General features: G+C 61.1%; 22 protein-coding genes. 9 read left to right on the plus strand and 13 right to left on the minus strand.

All coding sequences use genetic code 11. The features are described 5' to 3' along the window. A partial coding sequence (locus tag ACEW8Q_RS15560; protein ID WP_373504968.1) for an NADP-dependent malic enzyme occupies nucleotides 1-2,215 on the plus strand: 2,215 nt, incomplete at its 5' end. Here the strand turns inward: ACEW8Q_RS15560 and ACEW8Q_RS15565 are convergent. The 11 genes from ACEW8Q_RS15565 to trpS form a co-directional block, all read right to left on the minus strand. Further along, on the minus strand, nucleotides 2,205-2,966 hold the full coding sequence (locus tag ACEW8Q_RS15565; protein WP_373504969.1) for a GNAT family N-acetyltransferase: 762 nt from the start codon (nucleotides 2,964-2,966) through the stop codon (nucleotides 2,205-2,207). The two genes, ACEW8Q_RS15560 and ACEW8Q_RS15565, sit on opposite strands and share 11 nt — an antisense overlap. A 121-nt stretch (nucleotides 2,967-3,087) precedes the next feature. Further along, nucleotides 3,088-4,974, minus strand: a complete 1,887-nt coding sequence (locus tag ACEW8Q_RS15570; RefSeq protein ID WP_373504970.1) for an ATP-binding protein — start codon at nucleotides 4,972-4,974, stop codon at nucleotides 3,088-3,090. Nucleotides 4,975-5,064: 90 nt separating this feature from the next. Then, entirely contained in the window at nucleotides 5,065-6,597 is a 1,533-nt protein-coding gene (locus ACEW8Q_RS15575) for a YifB family Mg chelatase-like AAA ATPase (protein WP_373504971.1), read from the minus strand. A gap of 78 nt (nucleotides 6,598-6,675) precedes the next feature. Continuing rightward, the gene (locus tag ACEW8Q_RS15580) at nucleotides 6,676-7,578 is read right to left on the minus strand and encodes a hemolysin family protein (RefSeq protein ID WP_373504972.1); all 903 of its coding nucleotides are present in this window, start codon (nucleotides 7,576-7,578) and stop codon (nucleotides 6,676-6,678) included. 91 nt (nucleotides 7,579-7,669) lie between these two features. Then, nucleotides 7,670-8,143: an rRNA maturation RNase YbeY gene (ybeY, locus tag ACEW8Q_RS15585; protein WP_373504973.1), complete on the minus strand. Its 474-nt coding sequence runs from the start codon at nucleotides 8,141-8,143 to the stop codon at nucleotides 7,670-7,672. Next, on the minus strand, nucleotides 8,140-9,147 hold the full coding sequence (locus tag ACEW8Q_RS15590) for a PhoH family protein (RefSeq protein WP_373504974.1): 1,008 nt from the start codon (nucleotides 9,145-9,147) through the stop codon (nucleotides 8,140-8,142). The genes ybeY and ACEW8Q_RS15590 overlap by 4 nt, the downstream gene beginning before the upstream one ends. Nucleotides 9,148-9,165: 18 nt before the next feature. Next, nucleotides 9,166-10,518 carry a tRNA (N6-isopentenyl adenosine(37)-C2)-methylthiotransferase MiaB gene (gene miaB / locus ACEW8Q_RS15595; RefSeq protein ID WP_373504975.1) on the minus strand — a complete coding sequence of 451 codons (1,353 nt, stop codon included), beginning with the start codon at nucleotides 10,516-10,518 and terminating at the stop codon, nucleotides 9,166-9,168. Nucleotides 10,519-10,529: 11 nt separating this feature from the next. Beyond that, nucleotides 10,530-11,306: a lysophospholipid acyltransferase family protein gene (locus ACEW8Q_RS15600; protein WP_373504976.1), complete on the minus strand. Its 777-nt coding sequence runs from the start codon at nucleotides 11,304-11,306 to the stop codon at nucleotides 10,530-10,532. Next, on the minus strand, nucleotides 11,303-12,415 hold the full coding sequence (gene tsaB, locus ACEW8Q_RS15605; protein ID WP_373504977.1) for a tRNA (adenosine(37)-N6)-threonylcarbamoyltransferase complex dimerization subunit type 1 TsaB: 1,113 nt from the start codon (nucleotides 12,413-12,415) through the stop codon (nucleotides 11,303-11,305). The genes ACEW8Q_RS15600 and tsaB overlap by 4 nt, the downstream gene beginning before the upstream one ends. 34 nt (nucleotides 12,416-12,449) lie before the next feature. Further along, nucleotides 12,450-13,013 (minus strand): NifU family protein, encoded by a 564-nt coding sequence (locus ACEW8Q_RS15610; protein ID WP_373504978.1) that lies wholly within the window; start codon nucleotides 13,011-13,013, stop codon nucleotides 12,450-12,452. A gap of 132 nt (nucleotides 13,014-13,145) precedes the next feature. Further along, nucleotides 13,146-14,186, minus strand: coding sequence for a tryptophan--tRNA ligase (gene trpS, locus ACEW8Q_RS15615; RefSeq protein ID WP_373504979.1), 1,041 nt, complete (start codon nucleotides 14,184-14,186; stop codon nucleotides 13,146-13,148). 109 nt (nucleotides 14,187-14,295) lie between these two features. Here trpS and mutM point away from each other — a divergent pair, with 109 nt between their 5' ends. Next, complete coding sequence (gene mutM, locus ACEW8Q_RS15620; RefSeq protein ID WP_373504980.1) at nucleotides 14,296-15,180, plus strand: bifunctional DNA-formamidopyrimidine glycosylase/DNA-(apurinic or apyrimidinic site) lyase; 885 nt, start codon at nucleotides 14,296-14,298, stop codon at nucleotides 15,178-15,180. An 8-nt stretch (nucleotides 15,181-15,188) separates the two neighbouring features. Beyond that, a complete protein-coding gene (locus ACEW8Q_RS15625; RefSeq protein WP_373504981.1) occupies nucleotides 15,189-15,962 on the plus strand; it encodes an enoyl-CoA hydratase in 774 nt (257 codons plus the stop codon). An 8-nt stretch (nucleotides 15,963-15,970) separates the two neighbouring features. Here ACEW8Q_RS15625 and ACEW8Q_RS15630 read toward each other — a convergent pair whose 3' ends face one another. After that, nucleotides 15,971-16,399: an RbsD/FucU family protein gene (locus ACEW8Q_RS15630; protein ID WP_373504982.1), complete on the minus strand. Its 429-nt coding sequence runs from the start codon at nucleotides 16,397-16,399 to the stop codon at nucleotides 15,971-15,973. After that, nucleotides 16,399-17,628 (minus strand): ROK family protein, encoded by a 1,230-nt coding sequence (locus ACEW8Q_RS15635; protein WP_373504983.1) that lies wholly within the window; start codon nucleotides 17,626-17,628, stop codon nucleotides 16,399-16,401. Before ACEW8Q_RS15635 ends, ACEW8Q_RS15630 begins: the two co-directional genes overlap by 1 nt. A gap of 265 nt (nucleotides 17,629-17,893) precedes the next feature. On the opposite strand from ACEW8Q_RS15635, the gene ACEW8Q_RS15640 reads away from it, so the two are divergent. The 6 genes from ACEW8Q_RS15640 to ACEW8Q_RS15665 all read left to right on the plus strand — a co-directional run. Further along, entirely contained in the window at nucleotides 17,894-18,871 is a 978-nt protein-coding gene (locus ACEW8Q_RS15640) for a sugar ABC transporter substrate-binding protein (protein WP_373504989.1), read from the plus strand. A gap of 115 nt (nucleotides 18,872-18,986) precedes the next feature. Continuing rightward, the gene (locus ACEW8Q_RS15645) at nucleotides 18,987-20,045 is read left to right on the plus strand and encodes an ABC transporter permease (protein WP_373504984.1); all 1,059 of its coding nucleotides are present in this window, start codon (nucleotides 18,987-18,989) and stop codon (nucleotides 20,043-20,045) included. Beyond that, nucleotides 20,045-20,827 carry an ATP-binding cassette domain-containing protein gene (locus ACEW8Q_RS15650; protein ID WP_373504985.1) on the plus strand — a complete coding sequence of 261 codons (783 nt, stop codon included), beginning with the start codon at nucleotides 20,045-20,047 and terminating at the stop codon, nucleotides 20,825-20,827. The genes ACEW8Q_RS15645 and ACEW8Q_RS15650 overlap by 1 nt, the downstream gene beginning before the upstream one ends. Nucleotides 20,828-20,973: 146 nt before the next feature. After that, a complete protein-coding gene (locus ACEW8Q_RS15655; protein ID WP_373504986.1) occupies nucleotides 20,974-21,996 on the plus strand; it encodes a thiamine pyrophosphate-dependent dehydrogenase E1 component subunit alpha in 1,023 nt (340 codons plus the stop codon). Next, nucleotides 21,996-23,000, plus strand: coding sequence for an alpha-ketoacid dehydrogenase subunit beta (locus ACEW8Q_RS15660; RefSeq protein ID WP_373504987.1), 1,005 nt, complete (start codon nucleotides 21,996-21,998; stop codon nucleotides 22,998-23,000). Before ACEW8Q_RS15655 ends, ACEW8Q_RS15660 begins: the two co-directional genes overlap by 1 nt. 32 nt (nucleotides 23,001-23,032) lie before the next feature. Continuing rightward, a partial coding sequence (locus ACEW8Q_RS15665) for a biotin/lipoyl-containing protein (RefSeq protein ID WP_373504988.1) occupies nucleotides 23,033-23,331 on the plus strand: 299 nt, incomplete at its 3' end.

Genomic DNA, 23,331 nt, shown 5'->3' on the forward strand with positions numbered 1-23,331 from the left:
CCGGTATCCCCGGCCAGGCAAGATATCGATCACCCCGACCAAGCCGATGGCCACCCAGCGCGATCTCGCCCTCGCCTATTCTCCGGGCGTTGCGGTGCCCGTGAAGGCCATCGCGGCCGACCCTGACACCGCCTACGACTATACATCCAAGGGCAACCTTGTGGCCGTCATCTCGAACGGCACCGCCATCCTGGGGCTTGGCGACCTGGGCTCGCTGGCGTCCAAGCCGGTCATGGAAGGCAAGTCGGTCCTCTTCAAGCGTTTTGCGGACGTCGATTCGATCGACATCGAGGTCGACGAGAAGGACCCAACGAAGTTCATCGAGTGCGTGCGCGCCATCGGCGCAACGTTCGGCGGCATCAATCTGGAGGACATCAAGTCTCCCGAATGCTTCATCATCGAGAGCGAGCTGCGCGAGCGTCTCGACATCCCGGTCTTCCACGACGACCAGCATGGCACCGCCATCATCGCCACAGCAGGGCTCATCAATGCGCTTCACTTGACGAAGCGCGATATGAAGACGGCGAAGATCGTGTGCAATGGCGCGGGCGCCGCGGCAATAGCCTGCGTCGAACTCATCAAGTCGCTCGGCGTGCCCAATGCCAATGTCATCCTCGCGGATTCGAAGGGTGTCGTCTACAAAGGCCGCACCGAGGGCATGAACCAGTGGAAGTCCGCGCATGCGGTCGAGACCAAGGCGCGTTCGCTGGCAGATGCCCTTGAGGGTGCAGATGTATTCTTCGGCCTCTCGGTCGCAGGCGCACTGACGCCCGCCATGGTCAAGAGCATGGCACCCGACCCGATCATCTTCGCCATGGCCAATCCCGACCCCGAAATCTTGCCCGAAGACGTGCTGAAGGTTCGCAGCGATGCGATCATGGCCACGGGCCGCTCGGACTATGCGAACCAGATCAACAATGTTCTGGGCTTCCCTTACATCTTCCGTGGCGCACTGGATGTGAGGGCGCGAACCATCAACGACGACATGAAGATTGCGGCCGCCCAGGCATTGGCCGGCCTCGCGCGCGAAGACGTGCCCGACGAGGTGGCGGCAGCCTATCACGGCCCCCGTCCAAGCTTCGGCCGCGATTATCTGATCCCCGTGCCATTCGACCCCCGCCTGATCTCGACCATTCCAGTAGCCGTGGCACGTGCTGCCATGGAAAGCGGTGTCGCGCGAAAGCATATCGCTGATCTGGGTGAATACGCGCACACGCTTTCGGCAAGGCTCGATCCCATCGCCGGTACATTGCAGAGCGTGTTCGACAAGGTGCGCGTGGCGCCGAAGCGCGTGGTCTTCGCCGAGGGTGAGGAAGACCGAATGATCCGCGCCGCCAACAGCTTCGCAAGTGCAGGCCTTGGCCGAGCAATTCTGATTGGCCGTGAGTCGGAAGTCGAGAAGACGCTCTCCACAAGCGCCCTTGAGCTGCACGAGAATGTCGAAATTTCAAACGCTCGCCTCTCGGACCGCAATGTCGATTATGCAAACTTCCTCTACGAGCGCCTGCAGAGGCGGGGTTTCCTGCTGCGGGATTGCCAACGCATGGTCAATCAGGATCGCAATGTATTCGCGGCCTGCATGGTCGCGATGGGGGACGCCGATGCCATGGTGACGGGCCTCACCCGCAACTTCTCCGTGGCGCTCGACAATGTCCGCCGCGCCATCGACGACCGCCCGGGCCATCGCCCGATTGGCGTGTCCATGGCACTCGTCCGGGGGCGGACGGTGTTCATCGCCGATACGTCCATTCACGAGCTTCCCTCTGCCGAGGAACTGGCCGACATTGCCCAGGAGGCTGCAGGCGTGGCGCGCCGATTCGGATATGAGCCGCGCGTGGCCTTCCTGTCGTATTCCACCTTCGGCTATCCGCGCGGCGAGCGCTCGGAGTACGTGCGGAACGCTGTCTCCGTCCTTGACCGGCGCAACGTAGACTTCGAGTATGATGGCGAGATGGGTGCCGATGTCGCGCTGTCGCGCGAGGCCATGGCGCTTTATCCCTTTTGCCGTCTGACCGGCCCGGCAAATGTACTCGTGATGCCTGCTGCGCACTCTGCTTCGATTTCGACGAAGATGTTGCAGCAGCTTGGCGGCGTCACGGTCGTCGGGCCGTTGTTGACCGGTCTTGATCGCCCTGTACAGATCGCCTCGATGTCGGCGGCGGCCTCCGAGATTTTGAACCTCGCCGCAATCGCGGCCTATGACATCAATCGTTAGGCTGACCGAAATGCGCAAAGTAGCGGGCGTTGATCGATGAGACGGGCAAGATGATCAGCACATCGATCGTATTGAACTGCTGATCGATGACGGCGCCATCGCCGATATGGCAGCCGAGACGGAGATATCCCTTGATCAGCGGCGGCAACTCCCGGAGCGCCTGCCGCTGGTCGATGTTCTGGGGAAGCATGCGCTTCATTTCGACATGGCGGTTGGGCAGAGCCCGGACGTACCACTTGGCAGGCGCTGCGGCGTTGTGAGCCAGAAAGCTCAGTGCAGCCGCATGTGGTTCGGGATCAGTACCTTCGAGACTGGCGCATCCCAGCATCACGTGAAGATCATAAGCTCGAACGTAATTCCAAATACCTTGCCAGAGAAGCTCGACCACAGGCTTCGTCCGGAATGGTTTCAGCACGCAGGAACGCCCAAGCTCAAGGAATCGCAAATCGGGATGCGAGGCGATCAGCGGTGCGATGTCGAATTCGGTTTGCGTGTAGAATCCGCCATGCGCCTCGGCCACCTCCTGCCGCAAAAGCCGGTAGGTGCCGATCAGTTCACCGTCTGCGAGTCCGATGGCTCCGGGTCTCTCCGGACCTCCGGCTTGTATGACCACGAGGTGGTCGCAGATCGAATCGAAGCGGTCACTGTCCAGTCCAGTCTTCAGCGCGTCGCCATCGGGCCTGGCACTGAGTTCCTCGTAGAAAACCTCGTACCTGAGCCTCTGACAGGCTTCTATCTCGGCAGCATTCATTGCCTGGCGAAGGATCAGATTGCCGCGTTCGGCACGGATGTCTGGCGCGTCTGACAGCTTTTGTTACTCCGTTGCAGGGTGTTTGCCACAGACCCGACGGAGATGAAAGTTCTGTGACGATTCAGGCGGCGGGTTGCCGTGCCACGAGCCTCGTGATGGCTTCGTCAAGATCTTGCCTGTCGAAAGGCTTGGAGAGATGGCCGTTCATCCCCGCCGCAAGGCATTCGGCTATGTCTTCACGCTGCGCATTTGCTGTGAGCGCCAGAATGGGCACCGGGGAAGCACCCATCGACTTTTCGCGCTGGCGAATTCGGCGCGTCGCTTCAAGGCCGTTGAGCACTGGCATTTCGACATCCATCACGATCATCGTAGGACGCAGCCCAGCGTCAAGGCAGTCGAGAACCATCTGACCGTTGATAGCATGGGTGACGTGGCATCCTGCTCTTTCGAGCATGGTGCGCGCAAGAAGAGCATTCACGGGGTTGTCTTCGGCAAGAAGTACATCCAGAGGTTCCGCCGGTCCCTGTTTATTTGCAATGTCGCGAAGATCCTGCACTGCCTCGGCAATCACGCCTTCGTCGCGGAGCGTCACCAGGCGCAGCAATGATTGCCGACGGAAGGGCTTCAGAAGATATCCGGAGAAGGGGCGTCCAAGGAGGTCGCTGAATTGCCGTCTTTCTTCGGATTTTACGAGCACGAAGATCTGCCGCGGCGGTGAGAACCGTGCCGGGTTTGCAGCCCAGGTGCGCAGCAGTTCGGCATGTTCGCTGTCACAGATGATGTCGCCTGTCAGTTCCGGCGCAGCCCCGGAAAGAATTTGCTGGATGTCTTCCGTGGTTTCTACCCACGAGACCCTGGCACCCTGCTCCTCGAGGGTGTGGCAGATGTGCTCTGCAGTGATCGTTCGGCTGGCGGCGATGATGTAGGAGCGCCCTTTCAGAAGCTGAGAAGGGACGTGGGGCACGACTGCCCTGCAAGGTAGCAGGACTTCGAACGCCGATCCCACGCCAGGAGCGGACGTCACCGTGATCTCGCCCCCCATCGCCCTGACCAGTTTTCTTGAAATCGACAGACCCAGTCCTGTTCCGCCAAATAGGCGCTTGGTGTCGGCATTTGCTTGTGTGAATTCCTCGAACACCTTGAGTTGTTCGGCTTCGGTCATGCCGATGCCGGTGTCTGTTACGAGGATGCGAAGCTGCTCCGGACCGTGGACGTCGACGGAAACCGATATTCCACCCTTGGCCGTAAACTTGATGGCATTGCCGCACAAGTTGAACAGTACCTGCCGCAACCGCTTTTCATCGCTCGTGATCTGCGAAGGCAGCTGTTTGGAGACAAAGCACGAGATTTCGATACCCTTTGCATGGGCGCGGGGCGCCAGAAGCTCAGTCACTGATTCGATCAGCGCTGGTAGATCCACGGGCTGCTCCGCCACGGTCACGCCATCGCGTTCTGACTTCGAGCAGTCGAGAAGCTCATCCACAATGGAAAGCAGCGCGCGGGCTGAGGCCTCGGCGGTTCTGGCATAGTTGCGCTGCTCAGGCGTCAGCGGTGTGTCCATCAAGAGTCCGATCATTCCAATGACACCGTTCATGGGTGTCCGGATCTCGTGGCTAGTGGTCGCAAGAAAGCGCGACTTTGCCCGGCTCGAGGCCTCGGCCCTGAGCTGGGATTCCTGGAGGGCAGCCACTGCGGTGGCCAACGCAGCCATGCGCCGCTTGGTGCCCCGGCGCCAATAGTATTCACCAACCGTCACACCGACGGAAAGGATTAACCCCGCCATGGTCAGCCCGAGGAGTGAGGATGTGGCCTTGCTCGAGAATGCAACTGCCACGCAGATACCGCTGAGCAGCATTACCAGAGATGCCCCGAATATGATGGCGCCATAACCAAGCTCGGGACGTGCCAGATGCCGAAGCGCTTCGCTCAGGTCGTTCTTGTCGGCAGCCTCCTCGCCCAAGGTCGTGGGCAGGCTTTCGGATTCGTTGGCATGGGATATGTGTAACATCGCAAACAGCCTTGCCACGCTGCCATTGCCAAAGCCTTACACTCCACTATCACGGTAAATCAGCAGTAAATTGTGATACTTGCCTTACCGTCAGGCAGCGACCTGGAAGGCCGCGAGTTTCCGCCGGTAGCTGAGTGCTTCTGCGATATGGATGCGCCCTACCTCTGCGCGTCCATCAAGATCTGCAAGTGTCCGCGCGACCCTCAGGACACGGTGATAACCGCGTGCCGAGAGGTTCATGGCGTCGGCCGCCTCCCGCAACAGCTTCAGTCCGGACGCCTCGGGCGTTGCGATCTCTTCGAGGATTGCACCATCTGCCTGTGCGTTGGTTCGCAGGTTCGGCTTGCCGAGCGCGGCGAAGCGCTGAAGCTGAATCTGACGTGCTGCAAACACGCGTGCTGCAACGTCCTTGCTGGCTTCCTTGGGCGGCGGTAGCGTCAGGTCGGAGGCCTTGACGGCTGGCAGTTCGATCTGGATGTCCATGCGGTCCAGCAGCGGACCAGAGATTCGCGCCTGATAATCGGCGGAGCATCGGGGACCGGTGCGGCAGACATGGCCGGGCTCGCCCGCCATGCCGCACTTGCAGGGATTCATCGCTGCCACCATCTGGAAACGTGCAGGGTAGGTGACATGATAGTTCACGCGGGCCACAACGGCCTCGCCCGTCTCCATTGGCTGCCGAAGCGCCTCCAGCACGCGAGGCTGAAACTCCGGGAGTTCGTCAAGGAACAGTATGCCGTGATGTGCCAGCGCCATCTCGCCTGGTTTGGCTCGGAGGCCTCCTCCCACCAGAGCTGGCATGCTGGCTGAGTGATGCGGAGCCCGGAACGGACGCCGCCGCGAGAGCTGCCCGCCCGCCAGTTCGCCCGCCAGCGAGGCAACCATGCTCACTTCGAGCATCTCGCGCGAATCCATCGGTGGCAGGATCGACGGCAGCCGCTGCGCCAGCATCGACTTTCCGGCACCTGGCGGTCCGACCATCAGAAAGTGATGCCCTCCGGCCGCGACGACCTCAAGCGCGCGCTTTCCGGCCTCCTGTCCCTTGATATCGCGGAGATCGGGAAGTTCATCCGTCTCCTTGGCTACAGAGGGCTTCGGGCGTGACAGGACCTGCGTGCCCTTCACATGATTGATGAGCTGAATGAGATTTTCAGGTGCAAGGATATCGACATCCTCGCTGGCCCAGGCCGCCTCCGGGCCGGATGACCTGGGACAGATTAGTCCCATGTCGCGTCCATTGGCGGCAATTGCCGCCGGCAAGACGCCAGAGACCCCCATGATGGCGCCATCGAGAGCCAATTCACCCATCACCACATAACGCGACAGGAAGTCAGGCGGTATGATACCCAGAGCGGATAACACCGCCAGACTGATTGGCAGGTCGAAATGGCTCCCTTCCTTGGGAAGGTCGGCCGGAGAGAGGTTGACGATCAGCCGCTTACCAGGAAGTGCCAGCCCGATGGCATGGAGCGCCGCCCTCACGCGCTCCCGGCTTTCGGCGACCGCCTTGTCTCCCAATCCAACGACGTTGAATTGGACCATGCCTGAGAGGAACTGGGCCTGAACGTCGACCGGCACGGCGTCGATGCCCTGAAATGCGATCGTTGCAGCGCGAGATGTCATTGCCAAGCCCCTTGAAGGTGAACTTGACGCTACTGCAGCGATTTTTATCCGTCAAGAACATTTGAGGAACAAACAAGATTAGCCCGATGCCTTGTCAGCCGCAGCCTCGCTATCTGGTGGGCTCACATTGCGGGCGTTGATCCTCAGGCGCTTCACGCGCCGGGGATCGGAATCGAGGATTTCGAACTCGAGTCCGCTCCCGTGACGTATGATTTCTCCTCGCGTCGGCACACGGCCTGCGATCTTGAAGACGAGCCCAGCCAGAGTGTCCGCCTCTTCTTCTTCCTCATCGGAAAGCAGATCGATACCGAGCAATTCCTCAAGGGACGAAATATCAGCGCGCCCGTCCGCGGTATAGAGCTTGTCTTCGACGGGCTTGATGTCAAGGCTCTCGTCGGTGTCATGTTCGTCGGAGATGTCGCCGACAATGACCTCGACCAGATCCTCGATCGAGACAAGGCCCTCGGTACCACCATATTCGTCGATGACGATGGCGAGATGCGTATGGCTCGCCTGCATGCGAACCAGAAGATCGGTCGCCGGCATCGAAGGTGGCACGAACAGCACCTCTCGATTGAGCCCAGACTGCTTGACGGCCGTAGAAAGTTCCGATGCAGGAATGGTGAGACCCGCTGGCGACGAAGGCTTCTCCGTCTTGATGGTCTTCCGTCTTTTCGCCCCACGTGCCGTCATCCAGCGCATGAAGTCCTTCACGTGGATCATGCCAATGATGCCGTCGAGCGTCTCGCGATAGACTGGAACACGGGAGTGGTTGGCGTCGATGAACTTCTCCAGAAGTTCGCGCATCGAGTCGGTTTCGTCGATGGCCACGATATCGACTCGCGGCACCATCACATCGTCGACGCGGAGGCCGGAGAACTCGATAATGTTCAGCATCATCGACTTGGCTTCTTCGCGAACCAGTTCGCCAGGGTTCTGCGCTTCGTGGCTTTCGATTGCGCCTTCCAAGCTCTCTCGCAAGCCGATTTCACGGTTGCGGCCGAAACGGCTCCGGATGCGCCGCCACAGACTATCGCGGCGCCCCTCTGTGGAGGCTACGCCACTTTTGTTGTCACTGTCGCTCATAGGGGTTGGAAATACCCAGTCCTTTCAGGATGCCGGCTTCAAGCCGCTCCATCTCCTCGGCTTCCTCGTCGTCTTCGTGATCATAGCCCAGCAGATGGAGCACGCCATGGAGAATAAGATGTGTGGTATGGTCACGCAACGTTTTGCCCTGATCGGCTGCTTCTCTTGCAACGACGCCATAGGCGAGCACGACATCGCCCAGAGGCCGGGTTTCGCCGGCAGGAATGGGGATGTCAGCAGGTGCAGGAAAGGAAAGCACGTTGGTGGGCGCGTCTTTACCGCGCCATTCCGCATTGATTTCGGCAATCGCCTTATCATCGGTGAACAGAAGAGCCACCTCGATGCCTTCCGCTTTCGCCCCGGCGCCTGTCAGGCCCGCAGCGACAGCGGCGCGTGAAAGATGTTCCAGGTCAGGCAGAGCCGACCATGCCTCATCCTCGACATCGATCGACAGGTTCATCGCTTCGGCTTCGGGGCTTTCTTGTCATAGGCCGCCACGATCCGTCCCACCAAGGCATGCCGGACAATGTCGGCATTCTTGAAGGCAACGGAAGCCACCCCCGATACATCGCTCAGGATCGATACCGCTTCCGACAGGCCGGAACTGGCACCTGGGGGCAGGTCGATCTGGGTCGGATCGCCCGTCACTACCATGCGGCTTCCCTCACCCAGACGGGTGAGAAACATCTTCATCTGCTGCGGCGTGGTGTTCTGGGCCTCGTCTAGAATGATGAACGCCGACGACAGCGTGCGCCCGCGCATGAAGGCGAGCGGCGCGATCTCGATCTGGTTCTCGGCTATGCCCTTGGCGACGAGGCTCGCCGGCATCATGTCGTAGAGCGCATCGTAAAGCGGGCGGAGATAGGGATCGACCTTCTCCTTCATGTCACCCGGCAGAAAGCCGAGGCGTTCGCCCGCTTCAACGGCGGGCCGCGAGAGTACGATGCGGTCAACCTTTCCGTTCATGAGGGCTTCCGCCGCGCAGGCTACGGCGAGATAGGTCTTGCCGGTGCCCGCAGGCCCGATGCCGAACACGAGTTCATGCTTCCGGATCGCTTCGATGTAGGTGCCTTGCGTGGGTGTGCGCGGCATCACCAGCTTGCGCCGGGTGCGAATGGCGCCTCCGGGAACATTGGTTTCCTCTGCTTCCCGCATGCGGATCGCGCCCTCCACTTCACCCTTGGTGACATCGAGTCCCCGTCGCGCACGGTTGTAGAGCGACATCAACACGTCCCGGGCCGCGTTCCGCCCGGAATCGGTGCCGCGCAGGGCAAGCCTGTTACCGCGTGGAGTGATGTCGACGCTCAGCCGGTGTTCGATGATGGCGAGGTTTTCGTCATGCTCCCCGCAGAGCAGCGACAACAGGCGGTTGTCATCGAATGAAAGGGTGAGGATATCCGAGTCTTCAGGCCGGGAACCGCTCTTGGGGCTTCCGATCTGGGCCGCAGTGACGGGCGGATTCAAGGAATTGATTCTCCACGTTTAGGCTGCATGGTCATAATGACCCGAAAGGCTGTTCGTTCCAACCCCTGTTATATGGGTATCCACGATCTGGCCGATAAGTATCTTGTCGGCCTGGATATGGACCGATTGCAGGTAGGGCGACCGCCCCACGAGCTGCCCCTCTTCGCGGCCGGGCTTTTCGAGGAGAACGGGAACGGTCTGGCCCAGCATTGCGCCATTGAAGGCAGCCTGTTGTGCGTGAATCAGGGCCTGCAGCTCATGCAACCGAGCGGTCTTTTCGGCGTCGGGGATCTGGATTTCGTGTTCTGCGGCAGGTGTGCCTGGGCGGGGCGAATACTTGAAGGAATAAGCACTCGCATAGCCGACCTCCCGGACAATCGAGAGCGTGTCGCGGAAATCCCTGTCGGTCTCACCGGGAAAGCCGACGATGAAATCGCCCGACAATGCCATGTCGGGCCGGGCTGCCTTTATCTTGTCGACCAGCTTGAGGTAGTGCTCGGCGGTATGGCCGCGGTTCATCGCTTTCAGTATTGAGTCGCTGCCAGATTGCACGGGCAGATGCAGGAATGGCATCAGCTTCGGGTTATCCCTGTGGGCGGCGATGAGGTCGTCGGACATGTCGCGCGGATGACTCGTCATGTATCGAAGTCTTTCGATACCCTCGATCCGTGACAGTTCGGCAACAAGCCCGGCCAGCGAGACCGCCGCGCCCCCTGAACCCGCCCCATGGTAGGCATTCACATTCTGGCCCAGCAGCGTGAACTCCCTCACGCCTTGCGCCGCCATCTTGCGGGCTTCAGCCAGCACCTGTTCGACCGGCCGGGAGAATTCGGCGCCGCGCGTATAGGGCACCACGCAGAAGGTACAGAACTTGTCGCAACCCTCCTGCACGGTGAGGAAGGCGGCAACGTTGCGGCCGGGAAGGGTTCGGGCTTCAAGGCCGCCGAACTTGTCTTCTGCCGGGAATTCGGTTTCGACAACGGCCTTTCCACCGGCCTTCTTGCGCGCCAGCAGGTCCGGCAGGCGATGGTAGGTCTGCGGCCCGAAGACGAGGTCCACGGCGGGTGCCCGCCTGACGATTTCCTCGCCCTCTGCCTGTGCCACGCATCCCGCAACGGCGATGAGCATCTCTTGTCCCTGCGCGGCACGGTCGCGTTTCATCCGCCGGATCTTGCCGAGTTCGGAATAGACCTTCTCCGCAGCCCTTTCGCGGATGTGGCAGGTGTTGAGGATGACGAGATCGGCATCTTCCGGCGTTCCCGTCTCGGAATAGCCCAGGGGAGCCAGCACATCGCGCATGCGCTCGCTGTCATAGACATTCATCTGGCAGCCATAGGTCTTGACGAAGACCTTCTTCGGGGCGTTTTCCATGGGAGAGCCCTCTATCCGATTTTGCCGGGATCGTGAAGCGCCAGCGCCACGCCCCGCCTCACCTGATCCTCCGCGTGGCGGGCCAGGGCCTTGCGGTTCATTTCTCCGCTGAGCGAAAGCGGCGGGTGGCAGACGACCGTCACCTCGATGGGGCCAGTGCCGAGCGCCTCCCAGAGATGGGGCGCAAGATCCATGTCACCATACCAGGCATAGAAGGGCATCAGCCTGCGGTTCATGGGCAGGTTCCGGTGGCCGGCATAGGCGAGCGATACGGGCTGGACGAGCACGCCCTCGAAGGCCGCAGCCCCGAAGAACGAGCTCTTGAAGGGAAGAACCTCGACGCCGTTGTTCGACGTTCCTTCCGGAAAGAGAACGAGAATGTCGCCCTGTTTCAGCCGCTCCTGCATTTCGTCCCGCGAGTTGCCCGTCGCGTGACGGCGATCCCTGTCCACAAAAACCGTCCGCTGCAGCCGGGCGAGGCTGCCGAAGAAAGGCCACGTGTTGACCTCCCTCTTGGCCACGAAGGACAGGGGAGCGACCGCGCTCAGCACCATGATGTCGAGCCAGCTCACATGGTTGCTGGCGATAAGCAGGGGCCCGGATTCGGGCGGCTTGCCGATGATCTTGAGCCTGATGCCGAGAATGCGGCAGACGAGGCGATGGTAGTACATGGGGAAATGCCTGGCCATGCGCGGCCATGCCCATACGAAGATCTGCTGCAACGGCATGAGCGGCAGGGTGAACCCCGCGAAGGCGGCAAGCAGAAGAGCAGGCCGCAGCCTGCTCAAGGTGTCAGTTCCCGGCGCATGATGTAGGCATCCTCGGCAACGCCTGAAGCCCGCTTGTAATAGCCCTTGCGCCGTCCCGCCTCCTTGAAACCGAGTGCGCCATAAAGCCCGCGTGCGGCGGCGTTGCTTTCGGCCACCTCGAGGAAGACATGATGGATACCGTGGCGCCTCAGCTCGGCAAGCTGATGATCGAGCATCTGCCGTCCAACGCCGCGGCGCTGGGCAAATGGCCTTGTGCCGATGGCGAGGATCTCCGCCTCGTCCGCAGCCGAGCGCGTGAGGACAAACCCGACGGGCTCGTCATGGTCCAGCGCGATCGTCGCCAGGGCACCCGGTGTTTGCAACAGGCCATCGAAGGCCTGTGCCGTCCAACCGTCCTCGAAGGTTTCGCCATGAATTTCGGAGAGCAGCCCCGCTGCGGGGGCCGATGCTCGTTGAAATGTCAGAGTGCCGAGTTTGCGGAGCGGTGCGGCTTGCGACTTCGCATCAGGTGCGCGGAGGTAGAGCGGTGAGGGCATTTGCCCGGCTGTTGCGGTTGCGGCGAGATGGGCGATGCGGGCTGCGACCGGGAGATCGCCTCCGCCGGACAAGGCAAGGTCGCTCCGCCCGCTCCCAGCGATGACGGCTCCTGCAGCCGTTCCAATCAAAAGCGTGCCCGCGGGAAGATGATCGGCAGCGGCCGCCGCTGCCACGACATGAGGCGGCAAGATCACCTTGCGCCCTGGGTCGAAGCGCGCTGCATAGACTTCGCCATTGCGCGCATCCGCGGCGACGAGAAGCGGAAATCCGGAACCATCGTTTGCGGCGATAGATTGCAGCGTGTCGACACCAATAACAGGAATGTTGCGGGCAAGGCCAATTCCGCGTGCCAGCGCCAGTCCGATCCTCACACCGGTGAAGGTTCCGGGCCCGGTCGTTACCGCAATCCGGTCCAGTTGAGAAAACGCCAGCCCTGCATCCTTCATCACTTGCACGACCATGGGGGCCAGCGCTTCGGCATGACCGCGTTCCATCAGCACGAATACTTGCGCCAACGGATGCGCAAGATCCGTATCGATGACGGCGGCAGAGCAGGCGGCCATCGCGGTATCGAAGGCGAGGATTTTCATGGGCGGGCGTGATAGGCCGCCAAGGCCTCTCCCGTCAAACGGCGCGGACTTCGCTTACCTCTGGCACGAAGTGGCGCAAGAGATTCTCGATCCCGTGCTTCAACGTCGCAGTCGAACTCGGGCAGCCTGCGCAGGACCCCTTCATATTCAGGAAGACCACGCCTTCCTTGAAGCCATGAAACGTGATGTCGCCGCCGTCCTGGGCAACGGCAGGGCGCACCCGCGTGTCCAGTAGCTGCTTGATGGTGGAGACAATCTCCTCGTCGCCTTCATCAAAGAACTCGTCCCCCGAAGCGACGTCGGCCTCGGGGTTGCTGCCCAGCACAACAGGCTCACCGGACAGGTAATGGTCCATGATCAGCCCGAGGATCGAGGGCTTGAGGTGCTGCCATTCAGCGGCGGATTTCGTCACGGTGATGAAGTCCTGCCCGAGGAAGACCGCCGAAACGCCGCTCACGGAGAACAGTTTCTGCGCCAAAGGCGATTCAGCCGCCGCCTCGGCATCGCGATAATCACGCGTTCCGCCGGGAAGAACCGGCTTTCCGGGCAGGAACTTGAGTGTCGCGGGATTGGGTGTGGCTTCCGTCTGGATGAACATGTCCGATTCCTCTGGTCGGGATTTATATAGGCCAGTTTAGAACAATTTCAAACTGGGTATTGAGGACCTCCGGGAACCGGGCTTGCATGACCCGGCCCGGCCTCGGTGAGCGCCCTGAAAGCTGTCGGGGCGCTAACTGACGATGAAACCCACAATCTCCCGGGCTTTCCGGACGATCGGCCCAGCGATGGCGCGAGCTCGTTCCGAACCATCCTTCAGGACGCTTTCGACATAGGCGCGGTCACCCTGCAGGCGCTTGGTCTCGTCACCCACGGGGCCGAGCTTGGCGACCGCCAGATCGGCCAGCGCGTTCTTGAACACCGAGAACTGCCCGCCGCCATATTGCGCCAGAACCTTCTCCACCGCCTCGCCCGACAGAGCCGCATATATACAGGTCAGATTGTCGGCTTCGGGACGGCCCTTGAGGCCTTCCTTTTCGCTGGGCAGCGGTTCGGGATCGGTCTTGGCCTTGCGGATCTTCTTGGCGATGGTGTCGGCATCGTCGGTGAGGTTGAGGCGTGACAGGTCGGAGGGATCGGACTTCGACATCTTCTTGGTGCCGTCGCGCAGGCTCATCACGCGTGTTGCCGCGCCGGTGATATAAGGCTCGGGCGGCACGAAGAACATGCCGTCCTCGAAGCCCGCTTCCCTGATCGCATCGGCATAATCGATGTTGAACTTGTTGGCGATGTCACGTGCGAGTTCCAGATGCTGCTTCTGGTCCTCGCCCACAGGAACGTGGGTCGCATGATAGCCGAGGATGTCGGCGGCCATGAGCACGGGATAAGTGTAGAGGCCAACGGATGCCGCCTCCTTGTCCTTTCCGGCCTTGTCCTTGAACTGCGTCATGCGGTTCAGCCAGCCGATACGGCCGACGCAGCCGAGAATCCACGCAAGTTCCGCGTGTTCCGCCACCTGGGACTGGTTGAAGATGATGCTCTTCTTCGGGTCGAGCCCGCAGGCGAGATAGGCGGCGGTCACGTCCACGATGGCGCGCCGCAGGTCCTTCGGCTCCTGCCACATGGTGATGGCATGCATGTCGACCACGCAATAAATGCACTCGTGCGTATCCTGCATGTGAATCCAGTTCAGCATCGCGCCCAGATAATTGCCGAGATGCAGGTTGCCTGTCGGCTGCATGCCGGAAAAAACGCGCGGAACGAACTTGGACATCGGAACCCCCAGGGAAAGCCGCGCCGCTTATGCCCCCAAATGCACCGCCTGAAAAGCCCTTCGCGGGCGCTCTTGCCAGTCCTGACGGAAGAAGGTCTAAGACGGGTCCATGCCAGAGCTTCCAGAAGTCGAAACCGTCATGCGGGGCCTGAAGCCGGTCCTTGAGGGCCGGCGTATCGAAGAGGTCTCTTTGAGACGCAGCGGCCTGCGCTTTCCCTTTCCAGACGGTTTTGCCGAACGGCTCACCGGCCGGCGGATCGGCAACCTCAACCGGCGCGCCAAATACATTCTTGTGTCATTGGATTCGGATGACGTGCTGCTCGTCCACCTCGGCATGACGGGCCGTTTCACGGTCTTCTCGCCGGCCGGCCGCCAGAATCTCGGCGAGTTCTATTTCGAGACAGCAGCTGGTGAAGGCGGCGATGGAACGCATGACCATGTCGTGTTCACTCTCGATGACGGCACTCGTGTTGTCTATACCGACCCCCGCCGCTTCGGCATCATGGACCTGTTTCCCGAGGCGGAGGCTCCGGCGCACAAGCTTCTCCATGCCATCGGTGTCGAGCCGCTCGGCAATGAATTGCATGGCGATTATCTGGCTGAGAGATTCCGCGGCAAGGCGGCGCCACTCAAGGCAGCTCTCCTTGACCAGCAGATCATCGCGGGCCTGGGCAACATCTACGTCTGCGAGGCGCTGCACCGCGCAGGCCTGTCTCCGAAGCGCAAAAGCGGAACCCTAGCGCGCAGGAAGGGACACGACCCGCGCCTCGATGCCTTGATCCGCCATATCCGTGAGATCTTGTCGGAAGCCATCTTGGCAGGCGGCTCCACGCTGCAGGACTTCGCCCACACCGATGGCGCATCGGGAGCGTTCCAGCAGCGCTTCCTCGTCTACGACCGCGAGGGTGAGCCCTGCACAACATGCGGGGCGCCCATCGAAAGGCTTGTGCAGTCCGGCCGTTCGACCTTTTATTGCCGCCATTGCCAGAAGTAGGACGGAACATGGCTTACGAGAACATCATCGTGGAAACCCGGGGCCAAGTGGGCCTGGTCATCCTCAACCGGCCGAAGGCCCTCAACGCGCTGAACCAGAAGCTCATCGAGGAACTGAACGAGGCACTTGTCGGCTTTGAAACTGATCCCGCCATCGGCTGCACGGTCATCACAGGTAGCGAGAAAGCATTCGCGGCAGGCGCCGATGTCAAGGAGATGGCGGAGAAGACTTACGTTGATGTCTATGTCGGAAAGTTCCTCGAAGGCTGGTCGAAGCTGTCGGAAGCGAGAAAGCCCGTCATCGCGGCAGTGTCAGGCTTCTGCCTCGGTGGTGGCTGTGAACTGGCCATGATGTGCGATTTCATCATTGCATCTGACACGGCGAAATTTGGTCTTCCGGAAGTCACGCTAGGCATCATGCCGGGTGCGGGCGGAACCCAGCGCCTGCCACGCCTTCTCGGCAAGGCCAAGGCCATGGACATGATCCTGACGGGCCGCATGATGGATGCCGCAGAAGCAGAGCGCTCCGGCCTGGTCGCGCGCGTGGTGGCGCCAGACAAGCTTCTCGATGAAGCGCTGGCAGCGGCGGAGAAGATCGCGACCTATTCAAGGCCCATCGTGATGATGGCAAAGGAAACCGTGAATCGCGCCGAGGAGACATCGCTCTCCGAAGGTGTGCGCTTCGAACGCCGGCTGTTCCTGTCGATGTTCGCCACCGAAGACCAGAAGGAAGGCATGAAGGCCTTCATCGAGAAGCGCAAGCCTGAGTTCAGGAACAGGTAAGGTGTTATCTACGGATAGATCACGCCCTTCTTGACGACGATATTGCCGTAGAGGCGCGGCTCGCTCGACGCCACGATGGCGAAGCAGCCTTTTACCTTGTTGTAGAAGTCGGCACCGGTCAGCGGCACGATCTTTTGCTTCGGCTCGTGCTTCAGCAAGACTGCGGTGAAGTCTTCGAAAACAGGCTCCATGCGCTTGGGGTCCAGATAGGCCGCCGGACGCCACACAGCTTCCGGCACCATGTCATCGACCGGCATCACCGACAGGATAGCATCGAGAATGCGCGGTGCGCCGTGCCCGTCGAGCCGCACAAGCCGCTTCGCATCCGTCTCGGCGGGGTAGTTCCCGTCGACGATGGCGATCTCGTCGCCATGACCCATGGTACGCAGCACCCTCAGCAGATCGGGGCTCAGCAGCGGGTCCAGTCCCTTGAGCATCAGTTTTGTTCCTTGAAAAGCAGATTGCGGTTGATGATGAAATTGTCGAAGAGCGGAAGGCTGGCCGCCCCCATGGCGCGGGCATCGGCCCCGACGGAGCCTTCCCGCACGGCAAAGCTCGATATGCCCTGCAAATTGACCTCATCGAGCGCGCTGCGTACAGCCCTGGTCAGACGCGACCTCAGATCGATGGGCATTGCACCGTCGATCACGACAGCCGAGCAGTCGATCACCGCCATCACGCCGGCCGCCGCCGTTGCAATGCCGCGAGCCGCAGTCTCCACCCATTCGTCCATTACATCCCCGAAGCCGCTCCAGTCCGTGGGGTCTCGCCAAAGGGCTTCCGCATCGCCGCCGCGACGGCGAATCTCGCGCTCAAGCACATAGAACGATGCCGTGCGGATCAGCTCTTCCGATTTTCCCGTGACCGAGGTGACGGGGAAGGAGCCAAGGGCACCGGCATTGCCATTGGTGCCGAGAAACAGGCTGCCGTTGAGAACGATGCCGCCCCCGATGAAGTAACCCATGTAGAAATAGGCGAAATCGCGGATGTCCCGGCCTTGCCCGAAAAGCAGTTCGGCCGCGCAGGCCGCCGAGGCATCGTTGCAGAACAGGACGGGCCATTCGAACAGCCGTCCGATCTCGGCCGCGAGATCGTAGTCCTTCCAGGCCATCAGGATGTCGCGGGGGGCGCCGACTTCGTCCTCCCATTTCCACAGCTCGAAGGGGGCAGCGATGCCGAGCCCCGAAATCCTCGACCGCTGCCGTACCGAAAGCTCTGAAGTCAGCTCTTCCACGCCCGACCTCACGAAATCGAGCAGTTCCGCGGGAGACGGAAACATGTAGGGCTTGTGAATGGTGCGCCGCACATTGCCTGCGAGGTCCATCAGCATCAGATCGCCCGACCGGCGGCCGACTTTCAGCCCGATGGTGAAGGCGCCTTCGGGATCGAGCTCGAAGGGAACCAGCGGCTGTCCCACCTTGCCGCGCTGCGGGGTCCGCCTCTTGAGCAACCCATCGGCTTCGAGCTGTCGCACGATAACGGACACAGTTTGAGCAGACAGCCCTGTGAGCCTCGCCATCTCGGCTTTGGGCAGCTGGCCATGCAGCCGGATCAGGGAGAGCACCAGCCGCTCGTTATAGAGCCTCACCCCGGACTGTGTTGTGCCGCGCGACAGCGAAGGGTCGCGATCGCCCCCCTTGCCGCTGCTAGCCCATTCCCATGTCACGGCAGACTCTTCTCCGACGGTCCCGTGCACAGATTTCCAGCACTTGGCATGGCTGTCAACAATAAATCACTCGGATTTACTTATTGACAGGTTCGGCATTTTGCGTTGAAGTCACTTCGAGTGTGGACAAGGCACGCAGCCAAGAACGCACCCGTAAAAGCAAATTGAACTCAGCATAACCCCTGCAAGGGGGCCACGTTTCCATGGGAGGATCCACGTGAAATCAGTACTTAAAGCCGCCCTTCTTGGCGCAGCTGCCGTTGCCATGTTTTCCGCATCTCAGGCCCAGGCCGCCGGCATCGGCGCCTGCCTCATCACCAAGACTGAAACCAACCCCTTCTTCGTGAAGATGAAGGAAGGCGCTCAGGCCAAGGCCGCCGAGCTCGGTGTTGAACTCAAGGCCTATGCCGGCAAGGACGATGGCGACAACGAAGGCCAGGTCGCCGCCGTTGAAACCTGCATCGCCGATGGCGCCAAGGGCATCCTTATCACCCCGTCGAACTCCAAGGCCATCGTGCCGGTCATCAAGATGGCCCGCGATGCCGGCATTCTCGTGATTGCCCTCGACACGCCGCTTGACCCGATCGACGCCGCCGACCAGACGATGGCGACCGATAACTTCCAGGCTGGTTTCCTCATCGGCGCCTACGCGAAGGCCAAGATGGGCGACGCAGCAAAGGACGCCAAGATCGGCTTCCTCGACATCAACCCGGCGCAGGTCACGGTCGACGTGCTCCGCGACCAGGGCTTCATGAAGGGCTTCGGCATCGACGTGAAGGACCCGAACGTCATCGGCGACGAAGATGATCCGCGCATTGTCGGCCATGACTACACCAACGGCAATCCGGAAGGCGGCCGCAAGGCCATGGAGAACCTTCTCCAGATCAATCCGGACATCAACGTGATCCACACGATCAACGAACCCGCAGCAGCAGGCGCCTATGAAGCGCTGAAGGCCGTGGGCAAGGAAGGTCAGGTTCTGATCATGTCAGTCGACGGCGGCTGCCCCGGCGTGAAGGATGTGGCTTCCGGCATCATCGGCGGCACCTCGCAGCAGTATCCGCTGCTCATGGCGTCGATGGGCGTCGAAGCCATCAAGAAGTTCGCCGACACCGGCGAGAAGCCCGGCGTCACCGAAGGCAAGAACTTCTTCGATACGGGCGTTGCCCTCATCACCGACAACCCGGTGGAAGGCGTTCCCTCGATCACCACCAAGGAAGGCCTGGAGAAGTGCTGGGGTTGATCCCCTGACTCTTTCGGTCAATCATTGAACGACACGGGATGGGCGGCCCGCTGTGGCCGCCCATTCCAGAACAAAAGCAACAAGGCGGAAAATTCGCCGTTGAGGGAGATGGGGAATGGCGCAGGCCCAGGAATTCGAGAAGGTTCTCGACGCGAGCGACAAGTTGGTCGCGTCATTCGATGAACACAAGTCCCTCCTGAAGAAAGCGCAGCACCTGCTGCACGGCAATCAGGCGGCGGTGCCACTGATCGTCCTCATTCTCTCTGTCGCCATCTTCGGCGTGCTCGTGGGCGGCAAGTTCTTCAATGCCTTTACGCTCACCCTCATCATCCAGCAGGTCGCCATCGTCGGCATCGTCGGCGCGGCACAGACCCTGGTCATCCTCACAGCCGGCATCGATCTTTCCGTGGGCGCCATGATGGTGCTGTCCTCCGTGGTCATGGGACAGTTCACCTTCCGCTACGGCCTTCCGGTGCCTGTTGCGATTGTTTCCGGCCTCTTGTGCGGCACCCTCTGCGGATTTATCAATGGCTGGCTCGTCGCCTACATGAAGCTTCCGCCCTTCATTGTCACCCTCGGCACCTGGCAGATTTTCAACGCCACCAAGTATCTCTATTCCGCAAACGAAACCATCCGTACGCAGGACATCGAATCCCAGGCGCCGCTGCTGCAGTTCTTTGGAACGCAGATCAAGATGGGTGGCGCGGTCTTCACGCTTGGCGTCATCTTCATGGTACTGCTGGTTCTCTATCTCTGGTACGTACTGAACTACACCGCTTGGGGACGGAGACTTTATGCCGTAGGCGATGACCCGGATGCCGCCGACTTGGCCGGCGTGCCGGTGAAGAAGATGCTGCTCACCACCTATACGCTGTCCGGCCTCATCTGCGGCATAGCTGGCTGGGTTCTGATCGGGCGCATCGGTTCGGTATCCCCCACCGCAGGTGAATTCGCCAACATCGAATCGGTTACTGCCGTGGTGATCGGCGGCATCTCGCTCTTCGGCGGCCGTGGCTCGATCCTCGGCATGATCTTCGGCGCCTTGATCGTCGGCGTGTTCTCGCTGGGGCTTCGCCTCTATGGCGCCGACCCGCAATGGACCTATCTCTTGATCGGCGTTCTCATCATCGCCGCCGTCGCCGTCGACCAGTGGATCAGAAAGGTAGCAGGCTAATGGCAAAGGAACCCATCCTCACCGCACGCGGACTTGTCAAGCGCTATGGCCGCGTCACGGCTCTCGACAATGCCGATTTCGACCTCTACCCGGGCGAAATTCAGGCTGTCATCGGAGATAACGGTGCCGGCAAGTCGACCCTCATCAAGGCGATCTGCGGTGCCGTCACTCCCGACGAGGGCGAAATCAAGCTCGAGGGCAAGACGCTCCACTTCAGGTCACCGATGGATGCCCGGAATGCCGGGATCGAAACGGTGTACCAGAATCTCGCGCTGTCTCCGGCGCTGTCGATCTCGGATAACATGTTTCTCGGCCGCGAGGTGTTGAAGCCCGGCGCGCTGGGCTCCATCTTCCGCATGCTGGATCGTTCGGCAATGGAAAAGCGCGCCCGCGAGAAGTTGACCGAACTCGGGCTGATGACTATCCAGAACATCAGTCAGGCAGTTGAAACGCTGTCTGGCGGACAGCGCCAGGGCGTCGCGGTTGCACGTGCCGCCGCCTTCGGGTCGAAGGTCATCATCATGGACGAACCAACGGCGGCTTTGGGCGTCAAGGAATCTCGCCGCGTGCTCGAACTCATCCTCGACGTGAAGAGGCGCGGCCTGCCGATCGTCCTCATCTCTCATAACATGCCTCATGTTTTCGAGGTGGCCGACCGGATTCACATTCACCGGTTGGGCAGGCGTCTCTGCGTCATCGACCCCAAGGATTTCACCATGTCGGACGCGGTGGCCTTCATGACCGGTGCCAAGACACCACCTGCGGAGTTGCTGGCGGCCTGAGCTGGGGGGCCGACGCTCGCAGATACGGGTGCCAGTTGTACCTCGCCCTTGGTCGTCCTCCTGCGTCGGGTAGCCATGTGGGCTTGCCACTTGCGCGCCAGCCCCGATCCTGCGAAATGGCACGCCGCAATGGTCTGGCGGAAAACATGACAATAGGCAGTAACAAACTTCTCCTCGATCTCTATCGCACCATGCGCCGCATCCGCACCTTCGAGGAGCGGGTCAACGAACTCTTCGTGCGAGGCCAGACGGCCGGCTCCATGCTGCACATGTCGATCGGTGAGGAAGCCATCGCCGGTGTCTGCCAGGCCATGGAGCAGGGTGACAGCTTCACCACGCACCATCGCGGCCACGGCATCTTCATCGCGCGCGGTGCCGATCCAAACCGCATGATGAGCGAGATCGCCGGCAAGTCCGACGGCTATTGTTCGGGCAAAGGCGGGTCGATGCACATTGCGGACATGGGACTTGGGGCGTTGGGAGCCAATGCCATCGTTGGCGGTGGAATTCCGCACGTGGTAGGTGCCGGCATGTCGTATCGCAATCGCGGGCTGAAGAATGTGTCCGTCGCATTCTTCGGTGACGGCGCTTCACAGCAGGGCGTGCTCTATGAGGCTATGAACATGGCAGCACTCTGGAAGCTTCCTGTCGTGTTCTGCTGCATCAACAATCAGTATGGCATGGGAACGCGCATCGACCGCGCCGCCGCCAACACCAACCTGCATGAACGCGCCATTGCATTTGGCCTCAATGGTGTGTCCGTCGATGGCGGCGATGTGGAAGAAGTACATGAAGCGTCCGAGCGCATCTTCAATGGTGCACGGAACGGCAAGCCGGGCTTCATCGCCATGACGTGCTACCGCTTCTTCGGCCACGCACGTCTGGACAAGAGCCCCTATCGCGACGAGGCGGAGGAACTCGAAGGCCGCAAACGCGATGCTCTCGCCAACGCCCGAGGGAAACTCGTTGACCGCAAGATTGTTGACGCTGCCAACCTTGATGCGCTTGACGACAGTGTGACGAAGGAGATGAATGCCGCCGTCGAGCATGCGATTGCGGCGCAGTCCCCGGATCAGGACTCGATGTTCCGCGATGTCTATGCGGACGGCGAGCCGCGTCCGCGCCCGCTCCGCCAGCACCTGTCGATGATCCTGGGGGAATCGCGCTGATGTCTAAGATCGAGACCACCTATCGCGATGCGCTCCGCCAGGCACTCATCGACGCGATGAATGACGACCCGTCCATTTTCGTGATGGGCGAGGAAGTGGGCCGTTATGGCGGCGCCTATGGCGTCACCAAGGGCTTGCTCGACATGTTTGGTGAGAACCGCGTGGTCGATACGCCGATTGCCGAACCCGGCATCATTGGTGCTGCGGTGGGTGCCGCGATGACGGGATCTCGCCCCGTTGCCGAACTCATGTATGTGGACTTCGCCGGCCTCACCATGGACCAGGTCGCAAACCAGGCGGCGAAGAGCCGCTACATGTTCGGCGGACAGATCGGCGTGCCTATGGTTCTGCGCACGCAGGGCGGCACAGGGCGCTCGGGCGCTGCCCAGCATTCGCAGTCGCTCGAAGCCTGGTTCACCCATGTGCCGGGGCTCCGCGTGGTGATGCCTGCGACCGTGAACGATGCCTATCACCTGCTTCGCATGGCACTGAAATGCCCGGACCCGGTGATCTTCATCGAGCACAAGAGCCTTTATGTGCGGAAGGGCGAGATGGACGCCGGAAAACCCGATGGCGAATGGGGCAAGTCCGTCGTCCGCCGCGAAGGCTCCGACGTTACAATCGTCACCTATTCCAAGATGGTTTTCGAAGCACTCGCTGCCGCCGAGATCCTGGAGCAGGAGGGCATCTCCGCCGAGGTCGTCGACATCCGCACGTTGAACCCGCTCGATGACGAAACCTTCTTCGCATCGGTAAGGAAGACCGGCCGCGCCATGGTGGTAACCGAAGCCGTGCTGACCTCTGGCTTTGCCGCCGAACTCTCCGCCCGCATCTCGGAGCGTTGCTTCGAATGGCTGGAAGAACCGGTGGTGCGTATTGCGGGCGAGGATATTCCGATACCTGTGTCTCCCGCGCTCGAACGCGGCGCCGTGCCCTCGTCACAGCTCATCGCAGAAACCGGCCTGTGGCTTGTCAAGAGGATCGCCCCGTCATGGGCCGCGTAATCGAGATGCCGCTCCCTCGTTTGGGGGAGACCATGGAAGAAGGTCGCATCGGGCTCATCATCAAGAAGCCGGGCGATGTCTTCAAGCGCGGCGAAACGCTGCTCGAGGTCGAGAGCGACAAGACCACCGTCGAGGTGCCAGCCCTTCAGGATGGTATCCTGGTCGAATGGCTCGTCGCCAGCGACCAGATGGTTCCCGTCGAAAGCGCCATCGCGCGTATCGAGATTGAAGGCGAAGCCGTGTCGGAGGCAAAGAAGCCGGCAGTGCCCGTCGCCACGGTTGCCGCTGCGCAGGCTCCGCGCTCCCTGCATGCGCCGCAGGCCAGCGGCTC

Origin of the sequence: Aestuariivirga sp. (assembly GCF_041738905.1) — a bacterium.
Classification (GTDB): domain Bacteria; phylum Pseudomonadota; class Alphaproteobacteria; order Rhizobiales; family Aestuariivirgaceae; genus Aestuariivirga.

What these genes read in the sequence shown, in the direction of transcription:
- ACEW8Q_RS15565 (WP_373504969.1), bottom strand. Translation starts at nt 2,966, where the DNA reads ATGAATGCTGCCGAGATAGAAGCCTGTCAGAGGCTCAGGTACGAGGTT.
- ACEW8Q_RS15570 (WP_373504970.1), bottom strand. Translation starts at nt 4,974, where the DNA reads ATGTTACACATATCCCATGCCAACGAATCCGAAAGCCTGCCCACGACC.
- ACEW8Q_RS15575 (WP_373504971.1), bottom strand. Translation starts at nt 6,597, where the DNA reads ATGACATCTCGCGCTGCAACGATCGCATTTCAGGGCATCGACGCCGTG.
- ybeY (WP_373504973.1), bottom strand. Translation starts at nt 8,143, where the DNA reads ATGAACCTGTCGATCGATGTCGAGGATGAGGCATGGTCGGCTCTGCCT.
- miaB (WP_373504975.1), bottom strand. Translation starts at nt 10,518, where the DNA reads ATGGAAAACGCCCCGAAGAAGGTCTTCGTCAAGACCTATGGCTGCCAG.
- tsaB (WP_373504977.1), bottom strand. Translation starts at nt 12,415, where the DNA reads ATGAAAATCCTCGCCTTCGATACCGCGATGGCCGCCTGCTCTGCCGCC.
- ACEW8Q_RS15610 (WP_373504978.1), bottom strand. Translation starts at nt 13,013, where the DNA reads ATGTTCATCCAGACGGAAGCCACACCCAATCCCGCGACACTCAAGTTC.
- trpS (WP_373504979.1), bottom strand. Translation starts at nt 14,186, where the DNA reads ATGTCCAAGTTCGTTCCGCGCGTTTTTTCCGGCATGCAGCCGACAGGC.
- mutM (WP_373504980.1), top strand. Translation starts at nt 14,296, where the DNA reads ATGCCAGAGCTTCCAGAAGTCGAAACCGTCATGCGGGGCCTGAAGCCG.
- ACEW8Q_RS15625 (WP_373504981.1), top strand. Translation starts at nt 15,189, where the DNA reads ATGGCTTACGAGAACATCATCGTGGAAACCCGGGGCCAAGTGGGCCTG.
- ACEW8Q_RS15630 (WP_373504982.1), bottom strand. Translation starts at nt 16,399, where the DNA reads ATGCTCAAGGGACTGGACCCGCTGCTGAGCCCCGATCTGCTGAGGGTG.
- ACEW8Q_RS15640 (WP_373504989.1), top strand. Translation starts at nt 17,894, where the DNA reads ATGTTTTCCGCATCTCAGGCCCAGGCCGCCGGCATCGGCGCCTGCCTC.
- ACEW8Q_RS15645 (WP_373504984.1), top strand. Translation starts at nt 18,987, where the DNA reads ATGGCGCAGGCCCAGGAATTCGAGAAGGTTCTCGACGCGAGCGACAAG.
- ACEW8Q_RS15650 (WP_373504985.1), top strand. Translation starts at nt 20,045, where the DNA reads ATGGCAAAGGAACCCATCCTCACCGCACGCGGACTTGTCAAGCGCTAT.
- ACEW8Q_RS15655 (WP_373504986.1), top strand. Translation starts at nt 20,974, where the DNA reads ATGACAATAGGCAGTAACAAACTTCTCCTCGATCTCTATCGCACCATG.
- ACEW8Q_RS15660 (WP_373504987.1), top strand. Translation starts at nt 21,996, where the DNA reads ATGTCTAAGATCGAGACCACCTATCGCGATGCGCTCCGCCAGGCACTC.